Annotated in this window: 25 protein-coding genes and 1 tRNA gene; 25 read left to right on the forward strand and 1 reads right to left on the reverse strand. The window is 57.1% G+C overall.

Annotated elements, in window-relative coordinates:
* Positions 1–54: 54 nt before the first annotated feature.
* From VHE12_14220 to VHE12_14330, 23 genes are all read left to right on the forward strand, one after another.
* Positions 55–459 carry a flagellar hook capping FlgD N-terminal domain-containing protein gene (locus tag VHE12_14220; protein HVZ81940.1) on the forward strand — a complete coding sequence of 135 codons (405 nt, stop codon included), beginning with the start codon at positions 55–57 and terminating at the stop codon, positions 457–459.
* Positions 460–508: 49 nt separating this feature from the next.
* Positions 509–919 carry a TIGR02530 family flagellar biosynthesis protein gene (locus tag VHE12_14225; protein ID HVZ81941.1) on the forward strand — a complete coding sequence of 137 codons (411 nt, stop codon included), beginning with the start codon at positions 509–511 and terminating at the stop codon, positions 917–919.
* 95 nt (positions 920–1,014) lie between these two features.
* Positions 1,015–3,021, forward strand: coding sequence for a flagellar hook-basal body complex protein (locus VHE12_14230; protein HVZ81942.1), 2,007 nt, complete (start codon positions 1,015–1,017; stop codon positions 3,019–3,021).
* Positions 3,022–3,500: 479 nt separating this feature from the next.
* Positions 3,501–4,181, forward strand: coding sequence for a hypothetical protein (locus VHE12_14235; protein ID HVZ81943.1), 681 nt, complete (start codon positions 3,501–3,503; stop codon positions 4,179–4,181).
* A gap of 16 nt (positions 4,182–4,197) precedes the next feature.
* Positions 4,198–4,398: a flagellar FlbD family protein gene (locus VHE12_14240; protein HVZ81944.1), complete on the forward strand. Its 201-nt coding sequence runs from the start codon at positions 4,198–4,200 to the stop codon at positions 4,396–4,398.
* A 653-nt stretch (positions 4,399–5,051) separates the two neighbouring features.
* Entirely contained in the window at positions 5,052–6,041 is a 990-nt protein-coding gene (locus VHE12_14245; GenBank protein ID HVZ81945.1) for a hypothetical protein, read from the forward strand.
* A 65-nt stretch (positions 6,042–6,106) separates the two neighbouring features.
* Complete coding sequence (locus tag VHE12_14250; GenBank protein ID HVZ81946.1) at positions 6,107–7,012, forward strand: PorV/PorQ family protein; 906 nt, start codon at positions 6,107–6,109, stop codon at positions 7,010–7,012.
* A 62-nt stretch (positions 7,013–7,074) separates the two neighbouring features.
* On the forward strand, positions 7,075–8,055 hold the full coding sequence (locus VHE12_14255) for a PorV/PorQ family protein (GenBank protein ID HVZ81947.1): 981 nt from the start codon (positions 7,075–7,077) through the stop codon (positions 8,053–8,055).
* A 96-nt stretch (positions 8,056–8,151) separates the two neighbouring features.
* Positions 8,152–8,227: transfer RNA gene (locus VHE12_14260), tRNA-Phe, on the forward strand.
* Between the two features lie 47 nt (positions 8,228–8,274).
* Positions 8,275–8,694 carry a 23S rRNA (pseudouridine(1915)-N(3))-methyltransferase RlmH gene (locus VHE12_14265; protein ID HVZ81948.1) on the forward strand — a complete coding sequence of 140 codons (420 nt, stop codon included), beginning with the start codon at positions 8,275–8,277 and terminating at the stop codon, positions 8,692–8,694.
* Between the two features lie 230 nt (positions 8,695–8,924).
* The gene (locus VHE12_14270; GenBank protein HVZ81949.1) at positions 8,925–10,970 is read left to right on the forward strand and encodes a helicase C-terminal domain-containing protein; all 2,046 of its coding nucleotides are present in this window, start codon (positions 8,925–8,927) and stop codon (positions 10,968–10,970) included.
* Between the two features lie 47 nt (positions 10,971–11,017).
* Positions 11,018–12,082, forward strand: a complete 1,065-nt coding sequence (gene ruvB, locus VHE12_14275) for a Holliday junction branch migration DNA helicase RuvB (protein HVZ81950.1) — start codon at positions 11,018–11,020, stop codon at positions 12,080–12,082.
* Positions 12,079–13,347, forward strand: a complete 1,269-nt coding sequence (locus VHE12_14280; GenBank protein ID HVZ81951.1) for a methyl-accepting chemotaxis protein — start codon at positions 12,079–12,081, stop codon at positions 13,345–13,347. The genes ruvB and VHE12_14280 overlap by 4 nt, the downstream gene beginning before the upstream one ends.
* Before the next feature lie 159 nt (positions 13,348–13,506).
* Complete coding sequence (locus VHE12_14285; protein HVZ81952.1) at positions 13,507–14,448, forward strand: ATP-binding cassette domain-containing protein; 942 nt, start codon at positions 13,507–13,509, stop codon at positions 14,446–14,448.
* Entirely contained in the window at positions 14,448–15,161 is a 714-nt protein-coding gene (locus tag VHE12_14290) for an ABC transporter permease subunit (protein ID HVZ81953.1), read from the forward strand. The genes VHE12_14285 and VHE12_14290 overlap by 1 nt, the downstream gene beginning before the upstream one ends.
* Before the next feature lies 1 nt (position 15,162).
* On the forward strand, positions 15,163–16,767 hold the full coding sequence (locus VHE12_14295) for a GldG family protein (protein ID HVZ81954.1): 1,605 nt from the start codon (positions 15,163–15,165) through the stop codon (positions 16,765–16,767).
* Positions 16,768–16,785: 18 nt separating this feature from the next.
* The gene (locus VHE12_14300; protein HVZ81955.1) at positions 16,786–18,168 is read left to right on the forward strand and encodes a DUF4340 domain-containing protein; all 1,383 of its coding nucleotides are present in this window, start codon (positions 16,786–16,788) and stop codon (positions 18,166–18,168) included.
* Between the two features lie 37 nt (positions 18,169–18,205).
* Complete coding sequence (gene tatC / locus VHE12_14305; protein HVZ81956.1) at positions 18,206–19,003, forward strand: twin-arginine translocase subunit TatC; 798 nt, start codon at positions 18,206–18,208, stop codon at positions 19,001–19,003.
* Between the two features lie 42 nt (positions 19,004–19,045).
* The gene (gene fsa, locus VHE12_14310) at positions 19,046–19,705 is read left to right on the forward strand and encodes a fructose-6-phosphate aldolase (GenBank protein ID HVZ81957.1); all 660 of its coding nucleotides are present in this window, start codon (positions 19,046–19,048) and stop codon (positions 19,703–19,705) included.
* Positions 19,706–19,772: 67 nt separating this feature from the next.
* On the forward strand, positions 19,773–19,997 hold the full coding sequence (locus VHE12_14315; protein ID HVZ81958.1) for a DUF2905 domain-containing protein: 225 nt from the start codon (positions 19,773–19,775) through the stop codon (positions 19,995–19,997).
* Positions 19,994–21,193 (forward strand): SpoIID/LytB domain-containing protein, encoded by a 1,200-nt coding sequence (locus VHE12_14320; protein ID HVZ81959.1) that lies wholly within the window; start codon positions 19,994–19,996, stop codon positions 21,191–21,193. The genes VHE12_14315 and VHE12_14320 overlap by 4 nt, the downstream gene beginning before the upstream one ends.
* Positions 21,194–21,218: 25 nt before the next feature.
* The gene (gene queA, locus VHE12_14325) at positions 21,219–22,274 is read left to right on the forward strand and encodes a tRNA preQ1(34) S-adenosylmethionine ribosyltransferase-isomerase QueA (protein ID HVZ81960.1); all 1,056 of its coding nucleotides are present in this window, start codon (positions 21,219–21,221) and stop codon (positions 22,272–22,274) included.
* A 69-nt stretch (positions 22,275–22,343) separates the two neighbouring features.
* Positions 22,344–22,874, forward strand: a complete 531-nt coding sequence (locus VHE12_14330; GenBank protein ID HVZ81961.1) for a GNAT family N-acetyltransferase — start codon at positions 22,344–22,346, stop codon at positions 22,872–22,874.
* Positions 22,875–22,876: 2 nt separating this feature from the next.
* On the opposite strand, the gene VHE12_14335 is transcribed toward VHE12_14330, so the two are convergent.
* Positions 22,877–23,305 carry a hypothetical protein gene (locus tag VHE12_14335; GenBank protein HVZ81962.1) on the reverse strand — a complete coding sequence of 143 codons (429 nt, stop codon included), beginning with the start codon at positions 23,303–23,305 and terminating at the stop codon, positions 22,877–22,879.
* A gap of 158 nt (positions 23,306–23,463) precedes the next feature.
* Between VHE12_14335 and VHE12_14340 the strand changes: the two genes are divergently transcribed.
* Together VHE12_14340 and tgt are read left to right on the forward strand one after the other, a co-directional pair.
* Positions 23,464–25,638 carry a hypothetical protein gene (locus VHE12_14340; protein ID HVZ81963.1) on the forward strand — a complete coding sequence of 725 codons (2,175 nt, stop codon included), beginning with the start codon at positions 23,464–23,466 and terminating at the stop codon, positions 25,636–25,638.
* Entirely contained in the window at positions 25,625–26,752 is a 1,128-nt protein-coding gene (tgt, locus tag VHE12_14345) for a tRNA guanosine(34) transglycosylase Tgt (GenBank protein HVZ81964.1), read from the forward strand. The genes VHE12_14340 and tgt overlap by 14 nt, the downstream gene beginning before the upstream one ends.
* Positions 26,753–26,761: the final 9 nt, after the last annotated feature.

The raw sequence follows: 26,761 nt of genomic DNA on the forward strand, positions 1-26,761 counted from the left end.
TAAAGTTTTATCGTTTTTAGCCGTTAAGGAAGCATAGAAAGCGGGGTGATTTTCATGGTTTCTGGTGTTAGTGGTTCTAGCAATAACGCTGCTTCGAGTGCTTTATCGACGGCAGTTAGCAATCAGTTCGTGTCACAGAATACGTTCTTGACCCTTCTGTTGACCCAGCTGAAGAACCAGGATCCGCTGAATCCGCAAGATAGTAGCCAATTCGTTTCCCAATTGGCCCAATTCTCATCTTTGGAGCAGATGACGGAAGTCAGCAAGAAGATGGAGTCGGTCCTCGAGAACTCCGTGGTTGGGATGATTGGTCGCACGGTCACGGTGGCGGATTCGACGACGCAAAGCGGCTTCACTCAAGGGCAGGTCACCGGCATCGTTTATTACGCCGATGGTCCGGCTGTGGTGGTGGATGGCAAGAATTACCCCTTGTCCGCTGTGCAGAGCGTCTCGCAGTAAGTCGTAAAATCCCGGGAAGCCGGGTCTTTGAAAGGCAGGTGAAGACGAAGTGGTCCAGCAGATCAACTTTAATGATCCCCACGTGAACGCGGTCGATACCGTCCAGAACCAGGCGCAACTCCAGATGATCAAGGAGCAAGCCAGCCGGGCGGCCGAAGCGGTCCAGCCTTTTCAGGCGGTCCTTCAATCGACGGTCGAAACGGGGGCGGGGTTAAAGTTCTCGGCCCACGCGAAAGAAAGATTGGCTTTGCGCAACATCAATCTTTCCGCGGGTGATTTGGCTCGATTGAACGAGGCGGTCAGCAAGGCGGCCTCGAAGGGGGCCCGGCAGTCCTTGTTGGTGATGGATAGCCAGGCTTTCATCGTCAGCGTTCCGAACCGGACCGTCATTACCGCCCTGGATGGGGGCAGTATGAAAGAGAATGTCTTCACGAACATCGATAGTGCGGTGATCGTTTAAGCAGTAAGTTGTGCAGTGGAAAAACGGGCTGGTCCTCTTAGAGGGAGCCCGAAACAGGCGGGCCGATCGCCCGACCTACTCTAAGGAGGCGTAAGATGGGTCTTCGCGACATGTTCAGTGCGATTTCCGGGTTGCAAGCCAACAGCACTTGGTTGGATGTGATCGGGAACAATATTTCCAATTCCAACACGGTGGCTTACAAAGCTAGCCGCGTGGAGTTCGCCGATCAGTTCAGCCAGACGCTTTATGGCGGAACGGGAGGCAACCAATCCTCCGGTTTGGGCGGGGTCAATCCCGAGCAGATCGGGTTGGGTACCCGGGTGGCTTCTATTACCACCCTCTTCACTGAAGGTGCCCTGCAGAACACCGGACGTTCCACCGACATCGCCATCGTGGGCAACGGGTTCCTAGTCTCCAAGAGCGGAACTGCGACCTACCTGACCCGCGCTGGCAATTTGGGATTCGACAGCAACGGTAATTTGGTGGATCAAAACGGTGGGTTAATCCAAGGGTTGTCGGCTACCGTTCAATATACAACTAAGACCATTCTGACCGCAGGCGCGTCGGGTAACGCCAACGCTTTGTTGATCACCTCAGCGAAGCTCGGGTTCACCACAACCAGCGCTGCTGCGGCCACGAATATTCAGATCCCTCGCGACATGACCATGCCGCCCAATGCGACCACGGTCATTAATTTCGCCGGCAACCTGGATTCATTCCTCCAAGCCACTGATTCGGCCCACGGCGGCATCCTAGATATCGGCGGGAACGCAGTTCCGGCTGGCGCGGGCGCCCCTCCTGAGGCTTTGCCTCTAGCCGATGCCACGGTGGTCCTGAACAACACGGTGTTCAATAAGATTGCCGATCCGAACAACGCCCTGGGCCAGGTCATCCAACAGGTGGCCGATGCCAATGTGAACGGTGTTGTCGGTAATGCGGACATTGCTGCTAAAGGAAATGTCGCGACGGCCAATCCCAACGTTTGGGGCGCCGCCATGATCGCCAACACTCCGGCCCAGACCGCCCTGACCATTCGGGTGGATGCCTTTAATGGAAATGCCAATTTCGCATGGGACCAACAGCCTCCCGTGAATCCGGCACACCAGATTGTGGAACAGGTCTTCGATTCCGAGGGTAATCCCCGACAAGTGACCATCAACATGTACCAGGTGAACGATCTGGGCAATGGTGGGGTCAACAACGCCGCTGGTCCGAACCAGGTGGCCTATGCCTGGTACGCTTTTGATACGACGGGTGGGGCCCAGCCCAGCTCGACCAATATCGTGGGCGGTACAGGCCTGCAGGAAGGCGATGTGAACGGGGTTCCTTACGATCGTGGGGTCGCAGGGGATGAGTTTTACGGCGATCTCCTCGTGTTCAATACCGATGGTTCTTTGCTTTCGACCGGAGGCGCGGAGAACGTCACGGTGAACGGCCAACCGGTTCAAGCGATTCCGAACATCTACCTGCCTCCGATGAACAACCCTGGAGCTCCGGCGGTTCCGGGCAATCCTCCCGATCCGGCCAATGGGATGGGCGGGCCGGCTTCTCCGATCCCGACCCAAGGGGCCGAAATCACCCAGATCAGCTTGGACTTCGGCACCGCCGGGGTTCTGGGCCAAGGGAAGAGGGATGGAGTCTACAGCGACGCGGAAGGGTCCTATCAAATCGTCAATGGCGTCAACACCTATATCCCGAAGTCGACCGCCTATGGCAAAAGCCAGGATGGTTTTGCTTCGGGGATCCTCTCGAGCCTGAATTTTGACGCGACCGGATACATCAATGGTACCTTCAGCAATGGTCAAACCACGGCCATCGGCCGGGTTATCCTGGCCATGCCGAACAACCAGGAAGGGTTGAGCAAGGTGGGTAGCAACTACTACCAGACCTCGTCCAACACGGGGGCTCTGTTCGTCGGGTTCGCAGACCAGGACGGCGTGGGGACGATCCAAGGGGGAACCTTGGAACTCTCCAACGTGGACCTCACGGTGGAATTGACCAACATGATCATCGCTCAACGTGGGTTCGATGTGAACTCGCGGGTGATCTCGGTCGAGAATTCCAACCTGCAGATCCTGAGCCAGTTGGGTCAAGGTGGCTGAGGTTAAGTGAGGAAAAAGGTCCGTAAATGGGCCGGTCGAATGAACGGCGCCCGATAAGGGCGCCGTTTTTATTTTGGGAACGGATTGAATGTGAGATAAGCTTTAATAGAACCATGGAACACGAGAGAAGAACTTTGTCCCGATCATTTGGATTTTTACTAGTTTTCCTTTCATGTCTCTTTGGGGGATGTACAAAGAACGCGACTTCCCCGAACGGCTCTGCTTGGACTGAAGCCACGGCCCATGCGCCTTTCGCGCCTCGGTATGGGCTTTCGGGAACTGTTTTTAATAATTCCATGTGGGTCTTGGGAGGTGCCAGCGGGCCAGTGACCACCTATTATGCGGACGTTTGGAAGTCCTCCAATGGAGCTTCTTGGACGCAAACTGCGGCCTCTGCTCCTTTCGGGGGCCGATATGGTGCCCAACTCCTTTCCTATAACGGAACCTTATATTTGCTGGGCGGGAATAATTCAGGCACTATGAAAAACGATGTTTGGTCATCCTTGGACGGAACTAATTGGACCAAAATTCTCGGAAGCACAACGACTGGATCCGCGACCCAATTCCCTCCTCGCGAGGATTTCACGGCATTGGTCTACAACAACTTAATGTGGGTTATCGGGGGGTTCGATGTCGGTCAAAGTTATAACGATGTTTGGAATTCAGCTGATGGGATTACCTGGAACTTGGTCTTGGCGAATGGAACGGCCGGGGCCAACCATTTTTCAAAACGTTGGGGGATGTCTTCCGCAGTCTACAACAACCAGATGTGGTTGATGACCGGCGCTTATTCAACGATTGCCAACTCCAATCCAACGACCGTTTATAGCGATGTTTGGAATTCGAGCACGGGAGCAAGTTGGACCCGCATCTCGCTATCGAATATCTTTTATTCGATGTACTACGGACAAGGGGTTGTTTTCAACAATCAGATCTGGTTGACAGGAGGGTATCTGGCGGGGTGGGGAGCACGTAGCATCACGGATTCAACGACGGATGGCATCAACTGGACCCCCAGTTCAGGGCCCTTTGATTACCGCTTCTATCACCTAGGGCTAAGTTACAATAACAAACTTTGGATCATTGCCGGTTGTAATAATGTCTGCCAGTCCGCGAGTTGTGCGATTACCTATTTGAATGATGTTTGGTATACCCAATGAGAATTGAGGGGGAAGATTGATCCAGGTCACCCGTTTGAACGGCCAAGAGGTCTATATCAATGCCGATCTGATCCTTTTCTTGGAAAGCACCCCGGAGACCATCCTGACCCTGGAAAACGGCAAGAAGGTGACGGTCAAGGAAACGATTTCCCAGGTGGTTGACAGGGTCGTCGAGTTCAAATCCCGGTGTTATCCAAAGTTCGAGAAGACCCCCTAATCCCCTCGCTTTTGCCCTAAACGGTTGCGTGGTCTGGGCTGGCCGAAGATAATGTTGTGGATTGGTTTGTGAGAGATTCGGGGTAAACTTCACTTAAAACGGTATCTGGAGTTGGGATGGCATTCATAGAAAAGTTTTTCCATCGAATCTTGACCCTTTTTTTTGTTTTTGTTTCAGTCTTTTTGGTCTTTGGGACTGGTTTTTGCGCACTTTCAAATGATCCAAACCAGCATTTTGACCCTACTCCGACGACGGGTGGGAATGCGAAGATAAACTGGGCAATTACCCATAGCGGTGCGACCGCTTATACATTAACGGCATTAACGACCAATTCGGGTGGAACTGCAGACCCATCCGATGCTACGACCGCTACCACAGGATTGATCACCTCATCCGGAAGTTGTCCTTCTTGTAATGTTACCCTGACCTATACCGATCCAAATACCGGGAGCGCTTCATCTCAGCTTTATGTTCTGGTGGATGTCTACTCGGCGAACACAGGGAGAAGTTTCCAGATCATAGCGACCGATGTTTCTAATAACTCCGTGACGGCAACGACTAACGACCTTCTTTATAATTGTTCCTCGGGTGGCGTCCTTGGTGGATCGACTCTCGCTAATACGTGGTCGACACTCTTTGTAGATACTTCGGGGTTGGGCGTCATTCAAACCGTCACCATCATCATTCCGTCCGCGGGGACGATGAACACGAATCCGGTCTACGTCGATAATTTGTATGGGTCAGGAGTCCTTCCTTGTTTGGTCCCCCCCACACCCACTAATACGCCGACTTCTTCTCCGACCGCGACTCCGACCGTGACGTCGACTTTTACACCTACGAATAGTCCGTCGGCGACGCCGACCGATACCGGCACTCCGACGCCGACCGGGACCCCTTCAGCTACACCAACCAAAACGTCGACGGCCACCCAAACCTCCACCCCTACATTCACTGGAACCCATACCGCAACATCCACCCCGTCAGCTACTCCCACGGACACACCTCCGTTTACGGCAACCTTGACGCCCTCGGCCACGACAACAGGTACGCCAACCAATACAGGTGTTGCAACATCGACCAATACAACGACTTCGACCCCGACCGCTTCCTTTACTTCGACCCCCTCATTTACATTTACCTCCACCCCTACGCAGACCTTCACATTTACCCCCACCTTATCTCCAACCTTCACCTTTACGCCGACCACTTCCTTTACTTTCACGCCGTCCGCTACCTTTACGAGGACCTTTACGCCCACGATCACCAATACCCCTGGTCCCACGGCGACCTTTACCAATACGCCTTGTCCGATCACCGTCTATCCACAGCCCATGGATTTCCAACACAATCCGGCCTATACCAACCAATGTCCGGGTGGAACAGCCTGCATCAAGATCGGTTGTGTGCCCATTGGCTCGACCTTGAAGATCTACACGGTGGACCTTTCCCTGGTCCGCTCCTATGCGGCGAACGACCCCAATTTCACTCCGGTCCCTAGCTTGGGAGTTGGGACATTCACTTGGGATGGCAAGAACGGCGACGGGAACCCGGTTTCTTCAGGCTTTTATTATTTCGTGACCGAAGGTCCGGCGGGTAGGTCTTTCGGCAAACTGGCCATTTCCCGTTCTTGGACGGGCCCTTGAAACTTTCATCCACCTGCAAGATATGTGTTGCTTTCGTTTTCTTGTCTTTCTCCTTCCGGCCTTTGGTGCTCCATGCCGAAACGAGCAACGGCGGACGTGCGGCTTTTGAAATATTGAAGATCTCGCCCGTGACGAGGGCCATGGCACTAGGAGGTGCCTATACGGCCATTGGAGATGATATCGGCTCCATTTATTACAACCCCGCGGGGCTTGCCAGCGTCCTGAGCAATGAATTCAATGTGACCTATTTGTCCCTCTATCAGGGGTTGAATTACGAGTTCCTGGCCTACGCCTATCCGGTCGCCTTGGGAATGCCGGATTTAGGTGGAACGATCGCCTTGGGAGCGGGGATGCTCCAACCGGGCTCCATGCAACGCACGGACGATTTTGGTGTTACCACAGGGACCTTTACGAGCGGCGACCAGGTTTTCAGCCTGGCCTATGCCAAAAATTTCGGGGATACGGTCCATGCCGGCGTGGCCGTCAACCTCATCCAGCAGCAGATCGACACGGTTTCCAGCTCGCTTTTCGATGTTACAGCCGGCATCGTGGTGGTGCCCTCGTTCAGTGGGATGAGGATCGGCCTTTCCTTGAAAAATTTAGGGGCCCAATCCGCGGGTTTTGACCTGCCCTTCACGATGAATGCGGGGATCTCTTACCGGCGTTATGAACTCTTCAGTGAACAGGACGATGGCGCCTTGACCGCCGAAGTCTCGATGCCATTGCAACCCATTGAGGACCCGGCCGGGGTCAAAGTCGGCGCGGAATATAATTTCAAATGGGTCGGGAGCCGTGCGACCCTAAGAGCAGGTTATGAATTCCTCGATACTTCCTTGAACGGGGTCGGCTTGGGTGTGGGAGCGGGTTACGGATTGGATCTCGGGGGCGCGGTCCTGTTCCTGGATTATGCCTTCGCTCCGGCGGATATCTTTGGAAGCTCCCACCGGATATCCCTCACAACGAAATTTTAAAGGCCATCTTCATGCATCGATTGTTCTTCCGGTCTTCCTTTCTTCTTGGGGTCGTCTTGCTGATGGCCGGGTCGGCCTGCGCCCAGACGGTGGGAACCACTACGGCAGACATCTTGAAAATCAATCAAGGGACCCGGCCTTCGGCCATGGGCGGGGTTTTTACGGCCATGGGGGATGATGTTTACTCCATGAGTTATAACCCAGCGGGATTGAGCTATATCAAGGCCACCCAGGTAGTCTTGCTTCATCTGGATAGTCTTGCCGATATCCAATATGAATACCTGGCCCTTGGGACCGCTTTTGGCTCGGGGGATGTACTGGGTCTGAACCTCACCTATCGCCATTCGCCCACGATCGACAATAACAACGGCAACCCTCCCGTCAATACGGATGACCTTTTGGGTGGCTTGTCCTGTGCGCTTAAACTTATGCCGGACCTCCGGGCCGGACTTTCAATAAAGTATTTGAAGAGCACCTTGGCCAATTATTCGGGAACTGCGATCGCATTCGATCTGGGAGCGGTCCTCGACCATCTTCCTTACGGATGTAAAGTGGGAGCCGCCGTCCAGAACCTCGGTACTGGTATGACCTTCACGCCGGGTGGGACCGGTGCGGGTTCGGGTTACCCCTCCGAGAACCTTCCCATGTTCCTCCGGCTCGGGATCGGGACCCACCAGGTCTTCGACGGCAACAAGGATTTCAACGCCGCGGTCGAGGTCTTCAAACCGGCCGACCAGGACATCAAATTGGGTGTCGGAGCGGAGTTCTGGCTTTTCCCGCAACTTTTTGCGGTCCGCGGTGGATATAAATTCGAGAACTTGGGGAACCTTTTTGGAGGAACGGACCCGAATACCGGGAATGCCTTTCCGGGGGTCCCGAACACATTTGACAATTACAGCCTTGGCTGCACCTTGACCCGCCGGATCGATGGCGATGATTTTTCGGTCGACATCGCCTACAACCCCGCGAACTTCACCTCGACGACCTCGGACACCTTCTTTTTCGCCTTGAACCTGAAGTTCAACCAATTCCGCATTTTCTAAAGACCAAGCCGGGTCAGGGGTCTCGATTGACAAGCCCCAGGCTCCTTGTTAATCTTCCTCCCCTGCGCGGAAGCTCTTTTCGTATTCCTTCCCTGTGCCGAGGTAGCTCAGTTGGTAGAGCAGCGGACTGAAAATCCGCGTGTCGGCAGTTCGATTCTGCCCCTCGGCACCATTTTTCATTCCTTGTGTTCCGGCCTCGTTTTTTCCTTAAAATGAACCATGATCCATTGTTGCTTTGTGGGGCCCATCAAAGATGTCCGGCTCAAGGACCTGGTCTTTGATTTCCATCGCAGGTCCCAAAAGCTTTGGCCTTTCACGATCCTGGAAGTGCCGGAAGACCCCAAGGATTTAAGGGCCTGGATCACGGCCAAGAGCGGGAAAGGGGACTGGATATCCCTGGATGCCCACGGAAAGTCCATGGACTCAACGGCTTTTTGCGGATGGGTCACCGCCCACTCCCGGGACCTTTATTTCATGGCCTGGGGAGCGGACGGCCCCCCCAAGGGCCTGGAGCTTCCGGCGGCCCAAAGCATCAGCTTGTCGACACTGACCTTCAATCATGAAGTCGCTCGTTTCATCCTTGTAGAACAACTCTATCGGGCGGGCGCCCTCTTAAGGGGGCATCCTTATCCGAGGTAAAGAGGAAAGTAGGCGGACGATGCTTTCTCTTGGATGGACCCGCGCTACCGGGAAATTCATTTGTTCCGGGTCAGGGTTGTACCCAGGGTCTTGAGCGGGCAAGAAGAACCGTCTTTCGAACCCAACAATCCATCGTCGGGGACGGTTCCGATCCACCCTGATATAATCCCGCTGAAAGGCCCTGCGACTTTTCGTGGGGCCTTTCTTTTATCCTCTCTTCATAGGTGACCATGAACATCGCCGAAAGGCTTTCCCGGGCCGTTCCAGACAGCTATTTGGAGCCCCGGCCCCAACAGAACGAGATGGCCCAGGAGGTCGCCGCGACCCTCGACCAGGGTGGGTTCCTGATGGCCGAGGCCGGCACAGGCGTGGGGAAGAGCTTTGCCTATCTCTTGCCCGCTTTCGACCATGTCCTGAAAAAAGGCGAACCCGTGGTCATATCGACCCACACCCTGACACTTCAAGACCAGCTGTTCCAAAAAGACGTCCCCTTTGTCCAGATGGCACTGGAAAAAGAGGGGGCGGGCCATCCTTCGGCCATTCTCCTCAAAGGCCGGGGGAATTACCTTTCCCGCAGGCGCCTGAGCATGGCCCTGGGGGAAGGAGGGCAAATGGCATTGGATGGTTCCCAAGAAACGCTCAATCGGCTCAGGGATTGGTCCGAGCGAACATTCGAAGGGACCTGGGCGACGGTGGATTTCCCCATTCCGCAGGATATCTGGAATGAAGTGAAAAGCGATCCTTACCATTGCATGGGCGCCCAATGCCCGACCTTCGAGACTTGTTTTTACCATTCGACCCGGAAAAAGGCCTATGGAGCCAAGGTGATCTTGGTCAATCACGCCCTTCTTTTGGCCGACCTCGCCTTGAAAATGGAGGAGGATCAAGGGGTCCTGCCGCCTTATGGTGCCTTGATCGTGGATGAGGCGCACCACTTGCCCGCCTTGGCTTCGGAACACCTGGCGACATCCTTCACGCTTTCGGAGTGCCATGGCCTGGTCCGGAGGCTCCTTTTCACGGATGCCCGGTCCGAAAAAGCCCTCAAAGGGATATTCACCTTGATGCCGATCACAGGAGCGGGGGAAGCGGTCATGGAATTCAAGGCGGTGGCGGACTCCTTCTTTTCCCAGGTGGCCCTGGCAACGTTCCCACCAAGGTCTTTGAACCGCGCTTATCCAATGCCGAACAATATGCCGGGTATCGAGACACTTGCCGTTCCCTTACGCAAGGTGACAGCGTTATTGGAAACCATTGAAAAAACCGCTCCCTCCGAGGAATGGGCTTTGGAGGCCCGTGGGACAAGGGAAGAGTGCCGGGCCTTGTTGAAACGGCTCTCGCTCATCCTGGAGAGGGGGTGGGGAGATGATTCCTGCTATGTGGTCGAGCCCGATAGCGCGGCCCTGCGACGGGGAGAGATCAAGGCGGCCGCCTTGAAAGCCATCCCTTTGGACGCTTCCAGCCTGTTGCGGGAGCATCTCTTATCCTCGGTCCCATCGGTGGTTTTCACCAGCGCGACCCTCTCCGTGGGGAACGATTTTTCCTATTTCAAGCATGCCCTGGGCTTGGAGGAAATGGGCGACCGGGTCAAAACCCTTTTGGTCGGTTCGCCGTTCGATTTCAAGAAACAAGTGACCTTGTTCTTGCCCCGAAAAATGCCCCATCCCCGCCGGGAAGAGGAACGCTATATCGAGGCCGTGGTCGAATATGTCCGGGCCTCCTTGCGGATCTCCCATGGAAAAGCCTTCGTTCTTTTCACCAGCTTCAAGATGCTTCGGCGCGTGGCCGAGGCTGTCGCCCCTGACCTGGAAGAATTGGGGATCCAACTTTTGGTCCAAGGCGAGGAAGGGTGGGACCGGAATCGTTTGTTGAAAACCTTCCGGGAGGACGTCGATTCGGTCCTCTTCGGGGTCAATAGTTTCTGGGAAGGGGTCGATGTCCCGGGTGAAGCCCTTTCCAACCTCATCATCACGAAATTGCCTTTCCAAGTGCCGGAAGGACCACTGGTCGAGGCGAGGCATGCCCGCATGAAGGAAATGGGACTGGAGCCTTTCCGGGTGGAAAGCCTGCCGGAGGCCGTCCTTCGGTTGAAACAAGGGTTCGGAAGGCTGATCCGTTCCTCCAAGGATGTGGGAACGGTCACCCTCTTGGACCCACGCTTGACGACCGAAAGATGGGGAAGCATTTTCCTCAAGGCCCTTCCGGAATGCGAGACGGTCTTTTTGTCCGGGCCTGGAACTCCCGAACGATCCGCCAAAACAAGGGGACGACGGGGTTAACGCCAAAAAGCCCGTTGAAAGGCCTTTGGATGGGGCTAAAATGAGCCATGCCTCGCCCCAAACCAGCCGCTCCGGCAGCCTCTTCCGAAACCCTTCCTTCGGAACCCCGGGTTTTGGATCCGGAAAAGACCACAGAAGACGAGGAATCAAGCCTTCGTCCCCGCTATCTGAAGGATTACACGGGCCAATCCGCCCTGAAATCGTCCCTCTCCATTGCCCTGACCGCCGCCCAGAAACGCAAAGAGGCCCTGGAACATGTGCTTCTTTCCGGCCCGCCGGGCCTGGGAAAGACCACCCTGGCCTCCATCATCGCCCAAGAAATGGGCGTTCATTTCAAGGCCACCTCCGGGCCTGTCATCGAAAGGGCAGGTGATCTTGCGGCCCTTTTGACCAATCTTCAGCCCCATGACCTCCTTTTTATCGATGAGATCCACCGTCTCCCGCGGGCCGTGGAGGAAGTCCTTTATCCGGCGATGGAGGATTTCGAGTTGGATATCATGATCGGAAAAGGACCCACGGCCAGAGCCGTCCGGCTGAACCTACCGCCTTTCACCTTGGTCGGTGCGACCACCCGGGCTGGAAAGGTGAGCGCGCCGCTTCGCGACCGCTTTGGCCTGGCCTATCGGCTGGAATTCTATGAGCCTGGGGAATTGACCGAGATCCTGGTGCGGTCGGCCCAGGTGCTCCACATCCGGATCGATGCGGGCGGAGCCGCCGAGATCGCGCGGCGGTCCCGGGGGACACCCAGGCTGGCCAACCGGCTTTTGAAACGGGTCAGGGACTATGCCCAAGTGAAAGGGAAGGGGATCATCGACCAAGGCGCCGCCGATGCCGCCTTGAAACTCCTGGACGTGGACGGTCTGGGCTTGGACCTCATGGACCGACGTATATTGGATTGTATCGTCTCGAAATTCTCAGGGGGACCTGTGGGATTGGAGACCCTGGCCATGGCGGTGGGCGAGGAGGCGGAGACCGTCGAGGATGTCTATGAACCGTTCTTGGTCCAACTAGGGTTCCTCCAGCGCACGCCGGCTGGTCGTAAAGCGACCCTTGCCGCCTGTCACCATTTGGGGGTCCAACCGCCCGCCTCCGCCCAAGGATCCCTCCTATGAGCACCAGCCGTCCGGGCCTCAAGAAGGCCGAGATCGTCCTTTATTCGGCCATCACCCTCCTGGGGGTGGTCTTGGGACTTACGTTCCCCCTACTGGCCAACTTGAAGCAGGACGGACGCTTCTGGTATTACCTGATCTGCGTCCTTTCGGGTGTCTTCGCCGCCGGCCTGATCCTTTGGGTGGTCCAAAAGATCGTCCTGGCGCCCTTGGAGGAATTCCTGGACGCCATGGAAAGGGCTTCCCAGGGGGACCTGAACGTTTCCATCGAAGGGAAATATATCGGTGATTTCCAGACCTTGGCCCAACATTTCAACACCATGCTCCGCTCCATCCGCGGCTCGGTGGAGCAGCTCAAGAAAAGTTCGGAAGAGACCCTTTACCTGGCCGAACAGTTGACCCAGACCATCCAACAGATGCACGGAGCCACGGAGGAGGTCTCTTCCACCATCCAGAACATCTCCAAGGGGGCGGAGGAACAGGCGGTCAAGGTCCAGGAGGCCTTCAATATCATCGACAAGATGGCCGGGAACATCCAAAGTTCCGCGGAGCTCCTGAGCACCTCCGAGAGGGTCGTGGCCCGGGCCAAGGAGACCTCGGCTGCGGGGAGCCGGGCGGTCCAACGGACGACGGTGCAAATGAACGCCATCCATGAGGTGGTCCAGAACTCGGCGCGGGAGGTGACCGAACTGGGCTTCCGCTCGAAGGCCATCGGCAAGGTCGTGGAGGTCATCACCCACATTTCGGACCAAACTAACCTTCTGGCCTTGAACGCCGCCATCGAAGCGGCCCGGGCCGGTGAGTATGGGCGCGGTTTCGCGGTGGTCGCCGAGGAGGTCAAAAAGCTCGCGGAGGGGAGCGCCGAAGCCGCCAACCAGATCGGTGTGATGATCCGCGAGATCCAAAAGGAGATATCGGTCGTGGTCAGTTCCATGGCTTCGGGCGCGGAAAAGGTCACCCAAGGTCTGGCCGTGGTATCGGAAGGTGGCGACGCCTTGAAGGAGATCCAAGCCGCATCCGACGAGGTGGCGGTCCAGGTCCAGGAAATATCCAAATCGTTCGAAAACCAGGCGGACCAGGCGGGAAAGGTGGTGGAGGCCATCACCAATATCGTGGCGGTTTCCGAGGAAAATGCCTCGGCCACCGAGGAGATATCCGCTTCGACCGAGGAATTGACGGCATCGATGGAATCCATGGTCGCCGCCGCGCGCCAGTTGGAAGGGGTGGCCCAACGGCTCCGGGAGGCTGCCGCGAACTTCAAGGAATGATGGCCTGTAATCTGGTTGGACGTCCGATCGTCATTTTTGTTCCGTGGAAAATCGGAATTAATTCGTGCCCAAACGGTTAAAGAAGTTGAAAAATCCTTAGCGTGGTTTATATTTTTACCCCGTCGTCCCTCAATTCCCGTTTCGTAAAGGCATTGGCTCTTGATCGAAGTCAAAGAGTTGGTCAAAACCTATGGGGCTCTCGCGGCGGTCGACCGAGTGACCTTTTCGGTTCCCAAAGGTTCCATCCTGGGCCTTTTGGGGCCCAATGGGGCCGGCAAGACAACGACCATGCGGATCCTGACCACCTCCCTGGCCCTCAGCTCGGGTAAGGCGACGGTCGCCGGGTTCGACGTGGTGGAACAACCCCAGGAAGTCCGCAAGAGGATCGGTTACCTCCCCGAGATCCCGCCCATCTATCAGGACATGTCGGTGGTCAACTACCTTCGCTTCGTGGCGGACATCAAGGAAGTGCCTTCGGACCAAAAGGCGAACCGGGTGGGGGAGGTCCTGGAACTGCTTTCGCTCGAGGACATGGGCAAACGGATGATCGGGCATCTTTCCTTGGGTTACCGCCAAAGGGTGGGGTTGGCCCAGGCCCTGATCCACGACCCCGAGGTCTTGATCCTCGATGAGCCGACCCGGGGCCTGGACCCGAAACAGATCCAAGAGATCCGCAAATTGATCAAATCCTTAAGCGGGAAAAAGACCATCATTCTTTCCACCCATATCCTGCCCGAGGTTTCCTCGACCTGTGACGATGTGGTCATCATCGACCGGGGTCGGGTGGTGGCGGCGGATACGGTCGAGAACCTTTCCCAGCGGGTCTCCGGCGGAAAGACCCTGGAGATCGAAGTGAAGGGGCCCCAGGTGGAAGTGGCCAAGGCCCTGGAAAAGACGGAGGGCGTCTCAACGGTCAAGACCGCCGATAAGGAAGTGCGTGGACTTTGCCGTTTCGAGGTCACCACCGACGGGTCCAACGAGGCCCGGGAAGCGCTCTTCCAGACCGTCGTGAAGAACAAATGGGTCCTCTACCAGTTGACCCCGCTGGGCATGAGCTTGGAGGATGTTTTCTTGAAGCTGACCACCAAGGAGGGCGCCTAGTGAACGCCCGCAAACTTTCAGCCCTGGTCCGCAAGGAATTGACCCACTATTTCTCCTCTTTTATGGGGTATGTGGTCCTCTTCGCCTTTTTCCTCATCAGCGGCTTCTTTTACTTCCTGATCGTGACCCAAGGGCGGCAGGCGAGCATGCAGCCTGTCTTCCAGAACTTGCTGGTCATCCTTCTTTTCGTGACCCCGGCCATCACCATGCGGCTTTGGAGCGAAGAGGAAAAATCAGGGACCGCTGAATTGTTGAAAACTTCGCCGCTGACGGTCTGGGAGATCGTGATCGGGAAATTCCTGGGTGTCACCTGCTTTTTCCTGGTGACCCTGGTCCCGACCTTCATTTACCTGGCCTTTCTCGTTGTCCTGGGGAATCCGGACATCCCCCCGGTCTTCGCCAATTACCTGGGGTATGTACTCGCGGCCATGGGATTCTTCGCCGTAGGTCTTTTGGCCTCGACGTTCACCGAGAACCAGATCATTTCGGCCATCATCGCCTTTGGAATGCTGCTTCTCCTTTGGGTGGTAGGGGCGGCCGGTTCGGGGGCCCAAGGTTCCCTTGGGGATTTCCTGAAGTACCTCTCCATCTTTGAACATACCAACGACTTTTTCTCCGGGATCATCGACCTGGGGCATATCGTCTACTTCCTGAGCCTCATTTTCCTGGGACTTTTCTTTTCAGTGAAAGTCTTGGAAGGCAAGAGGAACTGACATGAACTTGAACCAAACCTTCATCCGTATCCGTTCCCTGAACGTGGTCTTCCTCTCCGTGGGCATGGCTTTGCTGCTGGGGGGGATCCTGGCCGTCCTGGTGCTGGACACCACCAGTTGGTGGAACATCACCCTCATGGCACTGGGGTTGGTCCTCTTGATCCTATTCCTGTCGGCCAATCTGGCCGATGTGAAGGCGGTGGGTAAGAGACGCGGAACGGTCGTGAGGGCCAACCTGACCCTCGTTTCCGTCGCAATGGCCGGGATCATCATCGGCTTGAACTACATCGTTTCCCGCCATCCGTTTCGGTATGACATGACTTCGAACAAGATCTACACCCTCTCGGACCAGACGCTCGAGATCCTCGGCAAGCTCAAGCAGGAGGTCGATGTGACCATGATCACCTCGGCCAAGCGCTCTTCCGCCGAGATCCAAAAAGCCCAACAACTGCTCGAAGAATACGGGAAGCACTCGACCAAGTTCAGGTTGAAGGTGGTCGACGGGGACCGGAACCCCGCTGAGGTCCAAAAACTGAGGGTGACGGAGGCCAATACGGTCGTTTTCGAATCCGGGGCGAACCGCAAGGATGTGCTCCAGAGGGATTACATCACCTATTCCATGATGGGCCGTCAGCCGGTGCCGAAATTCCAAGGGGAAGCCGCTTTCACCTCGGCCCTCCTGAAGATGGTGGATGACTCTCACAAGACCTTCTATTTGACGGAAGGCCATGGGGAACGGGACCTGAACAGCCCCCAAGGGGACGGTTTGAACGGGATCAAGGAGCTTCTTGAGAAGGAAAACTACACGGTCAAAAGCTTGAACCTGCTGACCTCGGGGAAGATCCCCGAAGACGCCACTTTGATCGGCATCATTGGACCGGAAAAACCATTCCAAAATTCCGAGGAGGTGTTCCTGCGGGATTACCTTAAGAAAGGCGGGAAGATGGTCCTTTGTGTCGATCCCATGGTCCATTCGGGACTCGATGCCCTTCTCAAGGATTTTGGCCTGTCCCTGGACAACGATTATTTGGTCGATATGACCATGAGCATACCGCCCGACCCGCGCAACATCGTCCCCCAATACATGGGCCATTCCATCGTCCAAAAGCTGGCGGACAGTCGGGTCCTGACCATCATGCCGTTCATGCGGAGCATCCATAAGGGGACCGCGGCCCTCGAAGGTGTGGTCCAGGGGCTCCTGATGCAAACGACGTCCAACGGATATGGCGGGAAGGACTTCAAGGCCCGGACGCTCAAGCGGGAGCCCGGGGACTTGAGCGGCCCCCTCGACATGGGCTACGCCTGTGAATATCCCGTGCCGGGCTCGAGCGACAAGAAGGCCCGGTTGGTCGTGATCGGCGGCTCCAATTTCATGACCAACAATTTCCTCCAAGCTCCCGGGAACGGCGACTTGGCCATCAATTGCTTCAGCTGGGCGGCGGAGGATGAGAACAAGATCTCCATCCATCCGAAGACGGAGGAGAACCGGACCGTCAACCTGACCACCGTCAGTGCGAACCTGATCAAGTACGTCGCGGTAGGCCTTATTCCTTTCGGGACCCTCCTGCTCGGCGGGGTGGTCTGGTACCGCCGCCGTTCCCTCTGATCCTTCGGAGTCGACCTTTTGAAGAACTTCAAGACCACCTATTTTTATCTCCTGGTCGTAGTCCTCGTCGGCGGCTACATCTATTTCTTCGAGAGGGGACCGGCCAAGAAACCCGAGGATGATAAAAAGGTCGCGGTGCTCGACCGTTTCGTGGCCGATGAGATCCAGAGCATCCAGGTGGAGGACTTTTCGAACAGCGCCAATGTCAAGATGGGGCCCATCCTCATGACGAAGGGCGACAAGGACGTTTGGACGATCGATTCCCCTAAACACTACAAGGCGGATGAGGCCACGATCCGCTCTCTCCTGACGGGGATCGGGGACATGAACCCGGAAACGACCATTGAGGCACCCTCCGACCTGAAGCAATTCGGTTTGGACCCGCCCCAGGGGAAATGCACCCTCAAGTCCAAAAGCGGGCAGACCTTCGTCCTATTGGTCGGTAATAAAGCCATCGGCGGCTCGACGGTCTATGTGAGACCGGGAGACAAGAACAAGGTCTACTTGGTCGGCTCCTACGCGGCGGACAACCTGCATAAGGGTCTTGACTCCTACCGGGACCGCTTCTTTTTCAAGACCGATTCCGTCTTGGCCCGGAAGGTTCGTGTCGTCCGGGACGGGAAAACCGCCTCTTTCGAACGGGACAAGGGGGGGCAGTGGAACATCGTGGCCCCGATCCAGTCCAAGGCCGACACGAACAAGGTCCGGGACCTACTGAACACCATCAGTTCGCTCCGGATCGAGGAATTCGTCACGGACCATCCGACGGACCTCAAGATCTACGGACTTTCTTCCCCCCATATCCGCATTGAGGTGCAGAACAGCGACTCGTCCGGCACCCATTCCATCCTGATCGGGCGTAAAAAACTCAAGACGACCAATCTCTATGCCAAATCAGGCGAGGAGCCCTATGTGGGTTTGGTGGGGGAATATATCGACAAGTCCCTGGACCTCAAGATCGACGATTATCGGGATAAAACGGCCCTTCAATTCGATGGCGGAGCGGTCAAGAATTTGGTGGTCCGCCGGGGGAGCGCCTCCTATGCCTATCAAAAGGACGTGAAGGGAGCATGGACCTGTCCCGGACGGCCGAACGCCGATAACGAGGCCAAGAACTTGATCGACCAATTGGCGTCGGAGACCGTCCTCGAATTCCCGCCCTCCGATGAGGCTACGGGGCTGAAAGAACCCGTTTTCCAGGTGGAGGTGACCCTGGCGGATGGGAGCACGGCCAACTATCGTTTTGGGCGGCGGGAGCAAGGGAAGGTCTTCGTCAGTTCCAGCCGGTCCAAGGACGTCTATAAGATCGCGGATGCCGTCGTTTCCACGATGGAAGGCTACTACAATTCGATCCTGACGCCGGTGGCGGCCCCGGCGAAGTCCGCTCAGCCCTCCAAGTAAGGACCTCCCGTGGTCCGGCCTAGTGTATAGTGCCCCCATGTCCGAGCCCGTCCAAGACCGGCCCAAATATCTGACCGAACACCTGAGCGAACTTCGGAGAGCCCTGATCCGCAGCGGGTTCTTCGCCCTCGCCGGGATGGCGCTGGCCTTTTGGCGTTCGGACCTTCTTTTCGCCTGGCTCTTGAGGCCTTTTCTTCAAGTTTTGTCCAAACCCTCGGCGGCCGTCGCCCACGTGCATGAGCTCCAGACCCTGAACCCGACCGAAGCCTTCATGGTGGATATGAAGCTGGCGGCCATCGCCGGGATCCTCTTGGCTTCCCCGTTCCTCTTGGTCCAGATCTGGTCCTTCGTTTCCCCCGCATTGAAAGCCCATGAGCGGGGGGCCATGTTGACCGTCTTCATCCTTTTCTTGGCGTTCTTTTTCGGGGGCCTGGCCTTTGGCTATTACCTGATCGTGCCGATGGCCTTGGATTTCCTGATCCGATACAACCTGGATTTCCATTTCATCCCTCAATGGACCCTCCAGGGCTATTTCGCCTTCGTCGTCAATTTCCTGTTGATCTTCGGGTTCCTGTTCGAACTTCCACTGGTGCTGGCCGCCCTGGTCTCCATCGGGATCGCCACACCCGCCTTCCTCAGCCAGAAGCGCAAGCATGCCGTCGTCGGTTCCTTCATCCTGGCGCTTTTTGTCGCGCCCAGCGCCGATCCGGTGACCCAGACCATCGTGGCGGTCCCATTGATCCTGCTCTACGAGATCGGGATCCTCCTGTCGAAAGTCGCCTTCTACCGCCGCAACCGCCATGATCCGCCGCAGGCTGGCTCGATTGACATTTAAAATAGGGGGGTCGATAATCCCCAAAATGATCGGGAGGACGACATGAAATTCTTCTTGGATACCGCGAACTTGGAGGAGATCAAACAAGGGGTGGCCTGGGGCCTGGTGGACGGCGTGACCACGAATCCGTCCCTGGTCGCCAAGGAGGGAGTGGATTTTCATGGCCGTATCCAGGAGATCTGTTCCCTGGTGAACGGCTCGGTCTCGGCGGAGGTCACGGCGACGGACTTTGACGGGATGATGAAAGAGGGTCACACCCTGGCCAAGCTCCACCCCAACGTCACGGTCAAGGTGCCCCTTATCCCGGAAGGCATCAAGGCCTGCCGGGCCCTTTCCCAGGAAGGCATCAAGGTCAATGTGACCCTTTGTTTTTCCCCCTCCCAGGCCCTCTTGGCCGCGAAATCCGGGGCTACTTTCATCAGTCCCTTCGTGGGCCGGCTGGACGACGTCTCGAACAATGGCATGCAGCTCATCCGTGATATCATCCTGATCTACAAGAACTACGGCTTCAAGACCCAGGTCCTGGCCGCTTCCTTGCGGCATCCCCAGCATATCGTCGAGTCCGCCATGGCGGGCGCCGATGTGGGGACCATGCCCTTCAGCGTTTTGAAGACCCTTTTCAACCACCCCTTGACCGATATCGGGCTCAAGCGCTTCCTGGCGGACTGGGAAAAGGTCAAGGACAAGGTCATGAAGTCCTGATCCCGATCCCATCCGAAGAACCCCAAGGGCGGCCCCGCCGCCCTTTTTCATTGTGAGGTGTGGAACCTTGGAACTACCCCAAGTCGGCAAGTTGCTCATGGGCATTGGGTGCGGGTTGGTCCTTTTCGGATTTTTCCTTTGGGTGGGCGGCAAGTCGTCCTTATGGGGTGACCTCCCGGGGGATATCCGGGTCGAAAAGGGAAGTCTCACCTTCTATTTCCCGATCGTGACCTGTCTTTTGTTGTCCTTCCTTGTTTCTTTCATCCTGTGGGTGTTGTCGAAGTTCGAATGAGACCCCTCTTTTTTCTTTTCGCCGCATTTTGGGCCATCGCCGGATGCGAGACCATCGGCCATCAGGCGAATCCCTGGGAAGCCCCGGCGGAGGTCGTTCGATCGGCGCCGGAGGTCGCTCCCGGACCGGACGTTCCACCGCTCACCATCCGGGTGGCCATTGTGGTCAAACATAGCTCCGTCAAACTCCAGGCTCCTGAGGAATTCCAGCTTTCGGGTTTTCCTTGGAGCACACCCACCTTTCGGTCGGGAGGGAAAAGCTATCGGGAGATTGTCCTGACCTCCGACCGTCTCTACTCCGGAAGGGCCTTTATCCGGCCCTCGGGCGAAGGGATGATCCGGGTGGACGGGAAGAATTTCAATGGTTCCATCGAGGTGGTCGAAGCCGGGAAGGGCCTTTTGACCGTCATCAATGAGCTGCCTTTCGAGGATTATGTGATGGGGGTCCTGGCCGGTGAAGTCCCGGGGAACGGGCCGGCCGAAGCCCTCAAGGCCCAGGCCATCGCGGCCCGCACTTTCGCCTTCTTGAACCGCCTTCAAGCCCGGGAAAAGGGACAGCCCTACGACCTGGAGAACACGGCCCTTTTTCAAATGTACCAAGGGTCCGACCGGGTCACCGAACCTATCCGCCGAGCGGTCCTATCGAGCCGGGGCGAGATCCTGACCTATCGAAACAAACCCATCGAGGCCTTTTTTCATTCCAATTGCGGAGGGAGAACGGCCGATGCCTCCACCGTCTGGTTCCAGGACCGACCTTATCTTCGCTCGGTCCCCTGTTCCTTCGGGGACCATGGGGTCCATTTCCATTGGTCGGCCGAAGTCCCGATGGATGACCTGGTCCAAAAGCTCCGGGGGGCGGGGGTGGAACTGTCCGACATCGCGGGTCTGACGGTCCTTTCGCGCGATGAAGGGAACCGGATCCTCAAGTTGGCGATCCGGGACGGGGACGGAACGGTCAAGGAGATGAAAGGATCGACCTTCCGCATGGCCATAGGTCCCGATGTCATCCGGAGTACACGCTTCGAGGTCCGGATCGGCGACTCCATGGTCCGCTTCACGGGGAAGGGCTGGGGCCATGGAGTGGGTCTTTGCCAGGAGGGGGCCTTTGGGATGGCCCAAAAGGGCTATTCAGCCTTTGATATCCTTCGTTATTACTATCGTGGGGTCATGGTGGAGAGAATGGAAAGTTACCCATGATCCTTTCGGGCCCGGGAAACCGCCTATGAAAACCGAACTTTTCGATTATTTGCTGCCGTTTGAAAGGATCGCCCAGTATCCCCTGCAGAAGAGGGATGCCTCCCGGATGCTGGTCCTGGACCGCAAGACGGGACGGGTGGAGCACAGCCATGTCCGGGACCTGCCCCAATGGCTCCTGCCGGGGGACCTGATGATCGTCAACCGGACCAAGGTCATTCCGGCCCGCTTGCATGCCCTGAAGCCCGAAACCGGGGCGAAGATCGAGATATTCCTGCTGCGGCCGGCCTTGGGGGCAGGCCAGGCTTCCACCGAGCTTCCTCATGAGTGGGAGGCACTGGTCTCCCCGGCCAAGCGCATCAAGACGCCTTGTGTCCTGCGATTGGAAGGCAAGGGGGAAGCGGCGGTGCTGGAGTCGATCGGGGAAGGCCACTTCATCGTCCGGCTCAATCACGTGGGAAACCTGCGTCGATTCCTTGCCGCTCATGGTCATGTCCCCTTGCCGCCCTACATCAAACGGGCGGACGAAACGGGCGACCGGAGCCGGTATCAGACCGTCTTCGCCCGTGAGGAAGGATCGGTAGCCGCCCCGACGGCCGGACTCCATTTCACGCAGGCTCTTCTAAGGTCCCTTGCGGATCGGGGAGTGCGAAAAAGTCCCGTGACCCTCCATGTGGGCCTGGGGACCTTTCTGGGGATCACGGCCGATGAGGTGGAGGACCATGTGATGCATCCCGAATGGTTCGAGGTTCCGGCCGCCACCGTCCGGGAGATCCAAAGGGCCAAGGCCCGCCCGGGACGGGTCGTGGCCGTCGGGACGACCTCGGTCCGGGCCTTGGAATCCGCGGCCCAGGCCGATGGGTCCTTCCGGACGGAGCCCGATGAGACCCGTCTTTTCATCACCCCGGGCTATCGTTTCCGGACGGTGGACGTCCTTTTCACGAATTTCCATCAGCCCAAGTCCACCCTTCTGATGCTGGTGAGCGCCTTTGCCGGCCGGGAAAGGGTCTTGGCGGCCTATCAGGAGGCGATCCGGGAAGGTTACCGGTTCCTGTCCTATGGGGACGCCATGCTGATCCTATAGGTTTACGAAAAAGGCGGCCATCCTTAACGGCATGTTTGGGTAAAATGGGGCCATGCCAGGGGAGGGTCCATGGGCCTCATTGAACGCGAATTCATATTGAAGGTCGTTCCAGCCAAGTTCCATCACCGTAACGCCATGGTGGAGATCAACAAGGCCGCGGCCCCCAAGTGGCACCAACTCCGCCACCTCAACGCCGCCCTCAAGGAAAAGCGGGCCTTCATCGCTTTCGTAGGTCGCATCCCGGCGGGATTCCTCATTTGGACCAAGGATTTCTACAGCCATTATTTCATCGACCTAGTGGTGGTCCATCCGAAGATGAGGCGCTATGGGGTGGCCTCGGCCATGATCCGGGCGATGGAAGCCTTCAGCGCAGGGAACAAGCTCTTTTCCTCGACCAACAAATCCAATGTGGCCATGCAGTCGGTCTTCGAGAGGAACGGGTTCGTCAAGTCCGGCTTCATCTCCCATTTGGACCGGAACAACCCCGAACTGATCTACTACAAGATGTCCCCGGCACGGCCGGGAAACGGGTCGGCATCGAAAAGAAAGCCCCGCAAAAGGGTCGGGAAATCCGGAAAACGAAAACGCGCCCGCCGCTGAGCCTATCCGGCCTTATTGACCATCCAAGCTGAAAAATCCCTCAAGAATTCACGGAAGGCATCCAGGTGTTCGGGCGGGAAGGCATATTTCGCCCCACCGTCCCCGAGGATGCGCTCGAAGCATCCCAGCCATACCTGGCGCGCTTTGTCATCGATGGGGAAAGGAATGTGCCGGGCCCGCATCCGGGGCGGTCCGTGGTCGATGGCGTAAAGGGGTGGTCCTCCCAGCAATTGGACGAAGAACTTGGCCGATTTTTTCGACGCCTCCCGCATATCCGCTGGGAACATGGAGCGGATGGGCGACTTCTCCAATTCTTCGTAAAAGTCCGAAAGCATCCGGAAGATGTTCTCTTCTCCCATCCTGGCGTAGATGTCCCGGGGAAGGCCCTTTTGGGGCGGGCCCTGGGGTGGAACATAGATATCGCGGTCCATGGCGGCATTGTAGGGAAAGGAGCGCGAGAAAACAGCATTCCCGGAGTGGAAGGTCCCTTTGTGTCCGTGGACCGGACGGTTAAAATCATCCGGTGCCAAGACCATCCTCCGGGAAAACCTCCCAACCACACCTTCGATCCTTTCCTGACCTCATCCCTTTGCTGTGGCTCGTCCTTCTTTGGGCTTATTTCCATCATCGCGTCCTCTTGGGCGGTGAAACCTTCGTTTGGATGGACAGCTCGGGTTTTTTCCAGCCGCTTTGGAAATGGGGGGGGCATTGGTTCGCCCAAGGGATCCTGCCTTTATGGAACCCGGATGTGGCGTTCGGGCGGCCCTATTGGGCCGATCCCCAGATGGGAGCCTGGTATCCGCCTTTGAGGTTGTTCTACGAATGGATGTCTCCCGAGGACGCTTTCCGGTTCCTGGTCGTGGGACACCAACTCTGGGGGGCCTTGGGTTTCTATCTTTTTGTCCGGGACCGCGGGATCCCGCCCTGGACGGCCCTCGCGGGTTCCCTGGCCTTCGGTTTTTCCTTCAACTCATTGAGCGTGATGCAGATCCCGGCCATGTTGTTCGCTTTCTCCTGGATCCCATGGGTCTTCCGGACGGCCTGGTGGGTCTGGGAAAGACCCTCTTCCGGGACCGGTCTGGCTTTTTCCCTGGCCCTTGGGCTCCAAGGTGCTTCGGGTTATCCCCTTTATGGTTATCTGACGGCCTTTTTCCTCGGCCTTGACCTGAGCATCCGAAGCGCCTTCCTGCTGCGGAACGTTCCGGATCAATGGGGGAGGGTCCGGGGTTGGGCGGGCTGGACCCTTCTTGGCGCGGGGGCCGCGGTATTTTTCAACCTGGCTTGGCTCCTTCCTTTCTCCGAGTTCCTGAAATTCAGCAATGTGGATCAACGCTTGGCCATGTCCCAAGGGATCGAATGGAAACACCTTGCCAGTTGGTTGAACCCTTTTTTCAACGGCCATCCGCTCCATTCCTTCACCGGTATCGACGCGTCGGTCTCCGTTTATTTCGCCGGGCTTCCCATCGTGGTCCTGCTTTTATGGGGGGCTTTTCGGCGAAGGGTGGAAGGGGTGACGCTATTTCTTTTTCTGCTGGCCTTTCTATTGAGTACGGGCCCTCTACTGGGGGTGGGCCTGTGGTTGAAAGACATCCTTCCCGGGTTCCATTGGGTCGTTCGTTCGGGCTATCTCATTTCCTGGGTCGTTTTTTTCGGGGTTTGGGCGGCGCTTCAGGCTTTCGAGGGGGATGGGTCGAAAGTGAAGGGAACGAAGGGCGAAAGTTCCTGGACCTGGGTCGTTCTTGCGACGGCGGGTGGAGCCCTTGCCTTGGGGGTCCCATTTGATCTGCCCTCTTTTTGGTGTGGCGTCTTGGCCATTTTCTTGGCCGGGAGGTCGTTTTCAAAAGGCCGGGACACCGGGAGGTTTTTCCTGGGCCTGGCGGTCCTTTGTTCATTGGGGCCGGTGGCGCAAAGCCTTGGTTACACCCTTCCGGTCTCTTTTTACCGGGAGGCGCCCCCATGCCTGGCGCGGATGACCGAACCGGGGCGGATCGACCATGAATATGGCGTGATCCAAAAAGGTGAAGCGGTTTCCGGCCGGTCCATCCAGGAGGCTTTCGATCAACTTCGCGGTGACCTTATCCCGAATTGGCCCCTGAACTACGGTCGGGAGGAGGTCTTCGACCACGACAGTTTCTTCTTGAAGGATTTTTTGAAATGGTGGTACGGTGCGGCGCGTATTTCCGGGGCTTTCTCCAAAAAGATCCTGGATTACCTTGACGTTCGCTATTTTTTCGGGACGGACCCAGGTCCTGGGTTCAAAAGGTTGGAGGCCGGATCGGCTCCGGACCCGCTTTGGGTGAATTTGTCCTCGTTGTCGAAATGGCATTCGGTGACCCGCGTTTTGCCCGGCACCTCATGGGATGAGGATATGCGGTGGGCCGCGGGCCACGCTTTTGATTTCACGAAAGAATGCTTCGCGGAGGGGGATCTACGGACGGGGCCTTATTCCTCGCGCAGGGTCGATTATTCCTCGATGGGGCCTAACCGGCTTGAGATAGAGGCGGTCGGGAAAGGAAGGGCCTTGTTGGTCTCCAGCGAGACGGCCTTTCCCGGGTGGGTCGCCTTGGTCGACGGACAGGAAAAGACCTGTCATGTGGTGAACCATGATTTCCGGGGGGTCCTTCTGGGGCCCGGGGAAGAAAGGGTGACGATGACCTATCGGCCCACCGCCGTTCGGTTGGGGCTGTTCCTCGCTCTTTTGGCCGTTGGGCTGTGGGCGGGTCTGGGCATCCGGGGAGGGTTCAAAGCCTTTGCACGAATTTAAAGTGACCGCGAAAGACCCAAAGACCCGGGCCCGGGCCGGGGTCTTGAAATTGGGCCATGGGGAAGTGACCACGCCCTGCTACATGCCCGTTGGCACCCAAGCCTCGGTGAAGGCCCTTTCCCCCGAGGATGTGCTGGCTTGCGGGTCCGAGATCCTGCTCGCCAATACCTATCACCTGATGTTGCGGCCTGGGGCCGACCTGGTGGAAAAGGCCGGGGGACTCCACCGGTTCATGCATTGGAACAGACCCATCCTGACGGATAGCGGTGGATTCCAGGTCTTCAGCTTGGCGGACCTGCGGCAGATCAATGAGGAGGGGGTCCGCTTCCAATCCCATTTGGACGGCAGCAAGTGGGAAATGACCCCGGAATCGGCCACCCGGCTCCAACATAAGATCGGTGCCGACATCATCATGGCTTTCGATGAATGCATTCCCTATCCCTCGCCGGAGGATTACGTGGACCGGTCGGTGGAGCGGACTACCCGGTGGGCCAAGCGTTGCCTGGAAACCCACCTTCAAAGCGGGCGGGACAAGGACCAGGCGTTGTACGGCATCGTCCAAGGGTCCAATTTCCCGCATCTTCGTGAAAAGAGCGCCAAGCAGTTGTTGGAATTGGATTTTCCCGGTTATGCCATCGGGGGGGTCTCGGTGGGGGAACCCAAAGAGGTCATCTATGGGGTCGTGGAGAGGACCGCGCCCTATTTGCCCGAGGACCGGCCCCGCTATTTGATGGGGGTGGGAACACCCGAGGACCTTTGGGAATGCGTGGAGCGGGGAATGGATATGTTCGATTGCGTCATGCCCACCCGGATCGCCCGCAACGGCACTGCCTTGACCCGGAATGGACGGATCATCCTCAAGAACGCCAAGTATTTCGACGATTTCACGCCGCTGGACCCGGAATGTTCCTGCGAATGCTGCCGGAACTATACGAAGGCCTATCTACGGCATCTGTTCCAAGCGGATGAATTGCTGGTCCTGCGTTTGGTCAGTCTGCATAACCTGAGGTTCATGACCGAGATCGCGGAAATGATCAGGGAAGCCGTTCGAGAAGGAAGGTTCTTGGAAGCCAAAAAGGCATTTTTTGACAAGTATTTCGATCCTGGCCGTTGACCGATCTCG

The organism is bacterium, from assembly GCA_035549195.1.
Taxonomy (GTDB): domain Bacteria; phylum Oederibacteriota; class Muellerivitia; order Muellerivitales; family Muellerivitaceae; genus DASZRK01.

What these genes read in the sequence shown, in the direction of transcription:
- VHE12_14330 (HVZ81961.1), top strand. Translation starts at nt 22,344, where the DNA reads ATGGGCCTCATTGAACGCGAATTCATATTGAAGGTCGTTCCAGCCAAG.
- VHE12_14265 (HVZ81948.1), top strand. Translation starts at nt 8,275, where the DNA reads ATGATCCATTGTTGCTTTGTGGGGCCCATCAAAGATGTCCGGCTCAAG.
- VHE12_14320 (HVZ81959.1), top strand. Translation starts at nt 19,994, where the DNA reads ATGAGACCCCTCTTTTTTCTTTTCGCCGCATTTTGGGCCATCGCCGGA.
- VHE12_14220 (HVZ81940.1), top strand. Translation starts at nt 55, where the DNA reads ATGGTTTCTGGTGTTAGTGGTTCTAGCAATAACGCTGCTTCGAGTGCT.
- VHE12_14255 (HVZ81947.1), top strand. Translation starts at nt 7,075, where the DNA reads ATGGCCGGGTCGGCCTGCGCCCAGACGGTGGGAACCACTACGGCAGAC.
- VHE12_14235 (HVZ81943.1), top strand. Translation starts at nt 3,501, where the DNA reads ATGAAAAACGATGTTTGGTCATCCTTGGACGGAACTAATTGGACCAAA.
- ruvB (HVZ81950.1), top strand. Translation starts at nt 11,018, where the DNA reads ATGCCTCGCCCCAAACCAGCCGCTCCGGCAGCCTCTTCCGAAACCCTT.
- tatC (HVZ81956.1), top strand. Translation starts at nt 18,206, where the DNA reads ATGTCCGAGCCCGTCCAAGACCGGCCCAAATATCTGACCGAACACCTG.
- VHE12_14280 (HVZ81951.1), top strand. Translation starts at nt 12,079, where the DNA reads ATGAGCACCAGCCGTCCGGGCCTCAAGAAGGCCGAGATCGTCCTTTAT.
- VHE12_14230 (HVZ81942.1), top strand. Translation starts at nt 1,015, where the DNA reads ATGGGTCTTCGCGACATGTTCAGTGCGATTTCCGGGTTGCAAGCCAAC.
- VHE12_14270 (HVZ81949.1), top strand. Translation starts at nt 8,925, where the DNA reads ATGAACATCGCCGAAAGGCTTTCCCGGGCCGTTCCAGACAGCTATTTG.
- fsa (HVZ81957.1), top strand. Translation starts at nt 19,046, where the DNA reads ATGAAATTCTTCTTGGATACCGCGAACTTGGAGGAGATCAAACAAGGG.
- queA (HVZ81960.1), top strand. Translation starts at nt 21,219, where the DNA reads ATGAAAACCGAACTTTTCGATTATTTGCTGCCGTTTGAAAGGATCGCC.
- VHE12_14295 (HVZ81954.1), top strand. Translation starts at nt 15,163, where the DNA reads ATGAACTTGAACCAAACCTTCATCCGTATCCGTTCCCTGAACGTGGTC.
- VHE12_14335 (HVZ81962.1), bottom strand. Translation starts at nt 23,305, where the DNA reads ATGGACCGCGATATCTATGTTCCACCCCAGGGCCCGCCCCAAAAGGGC.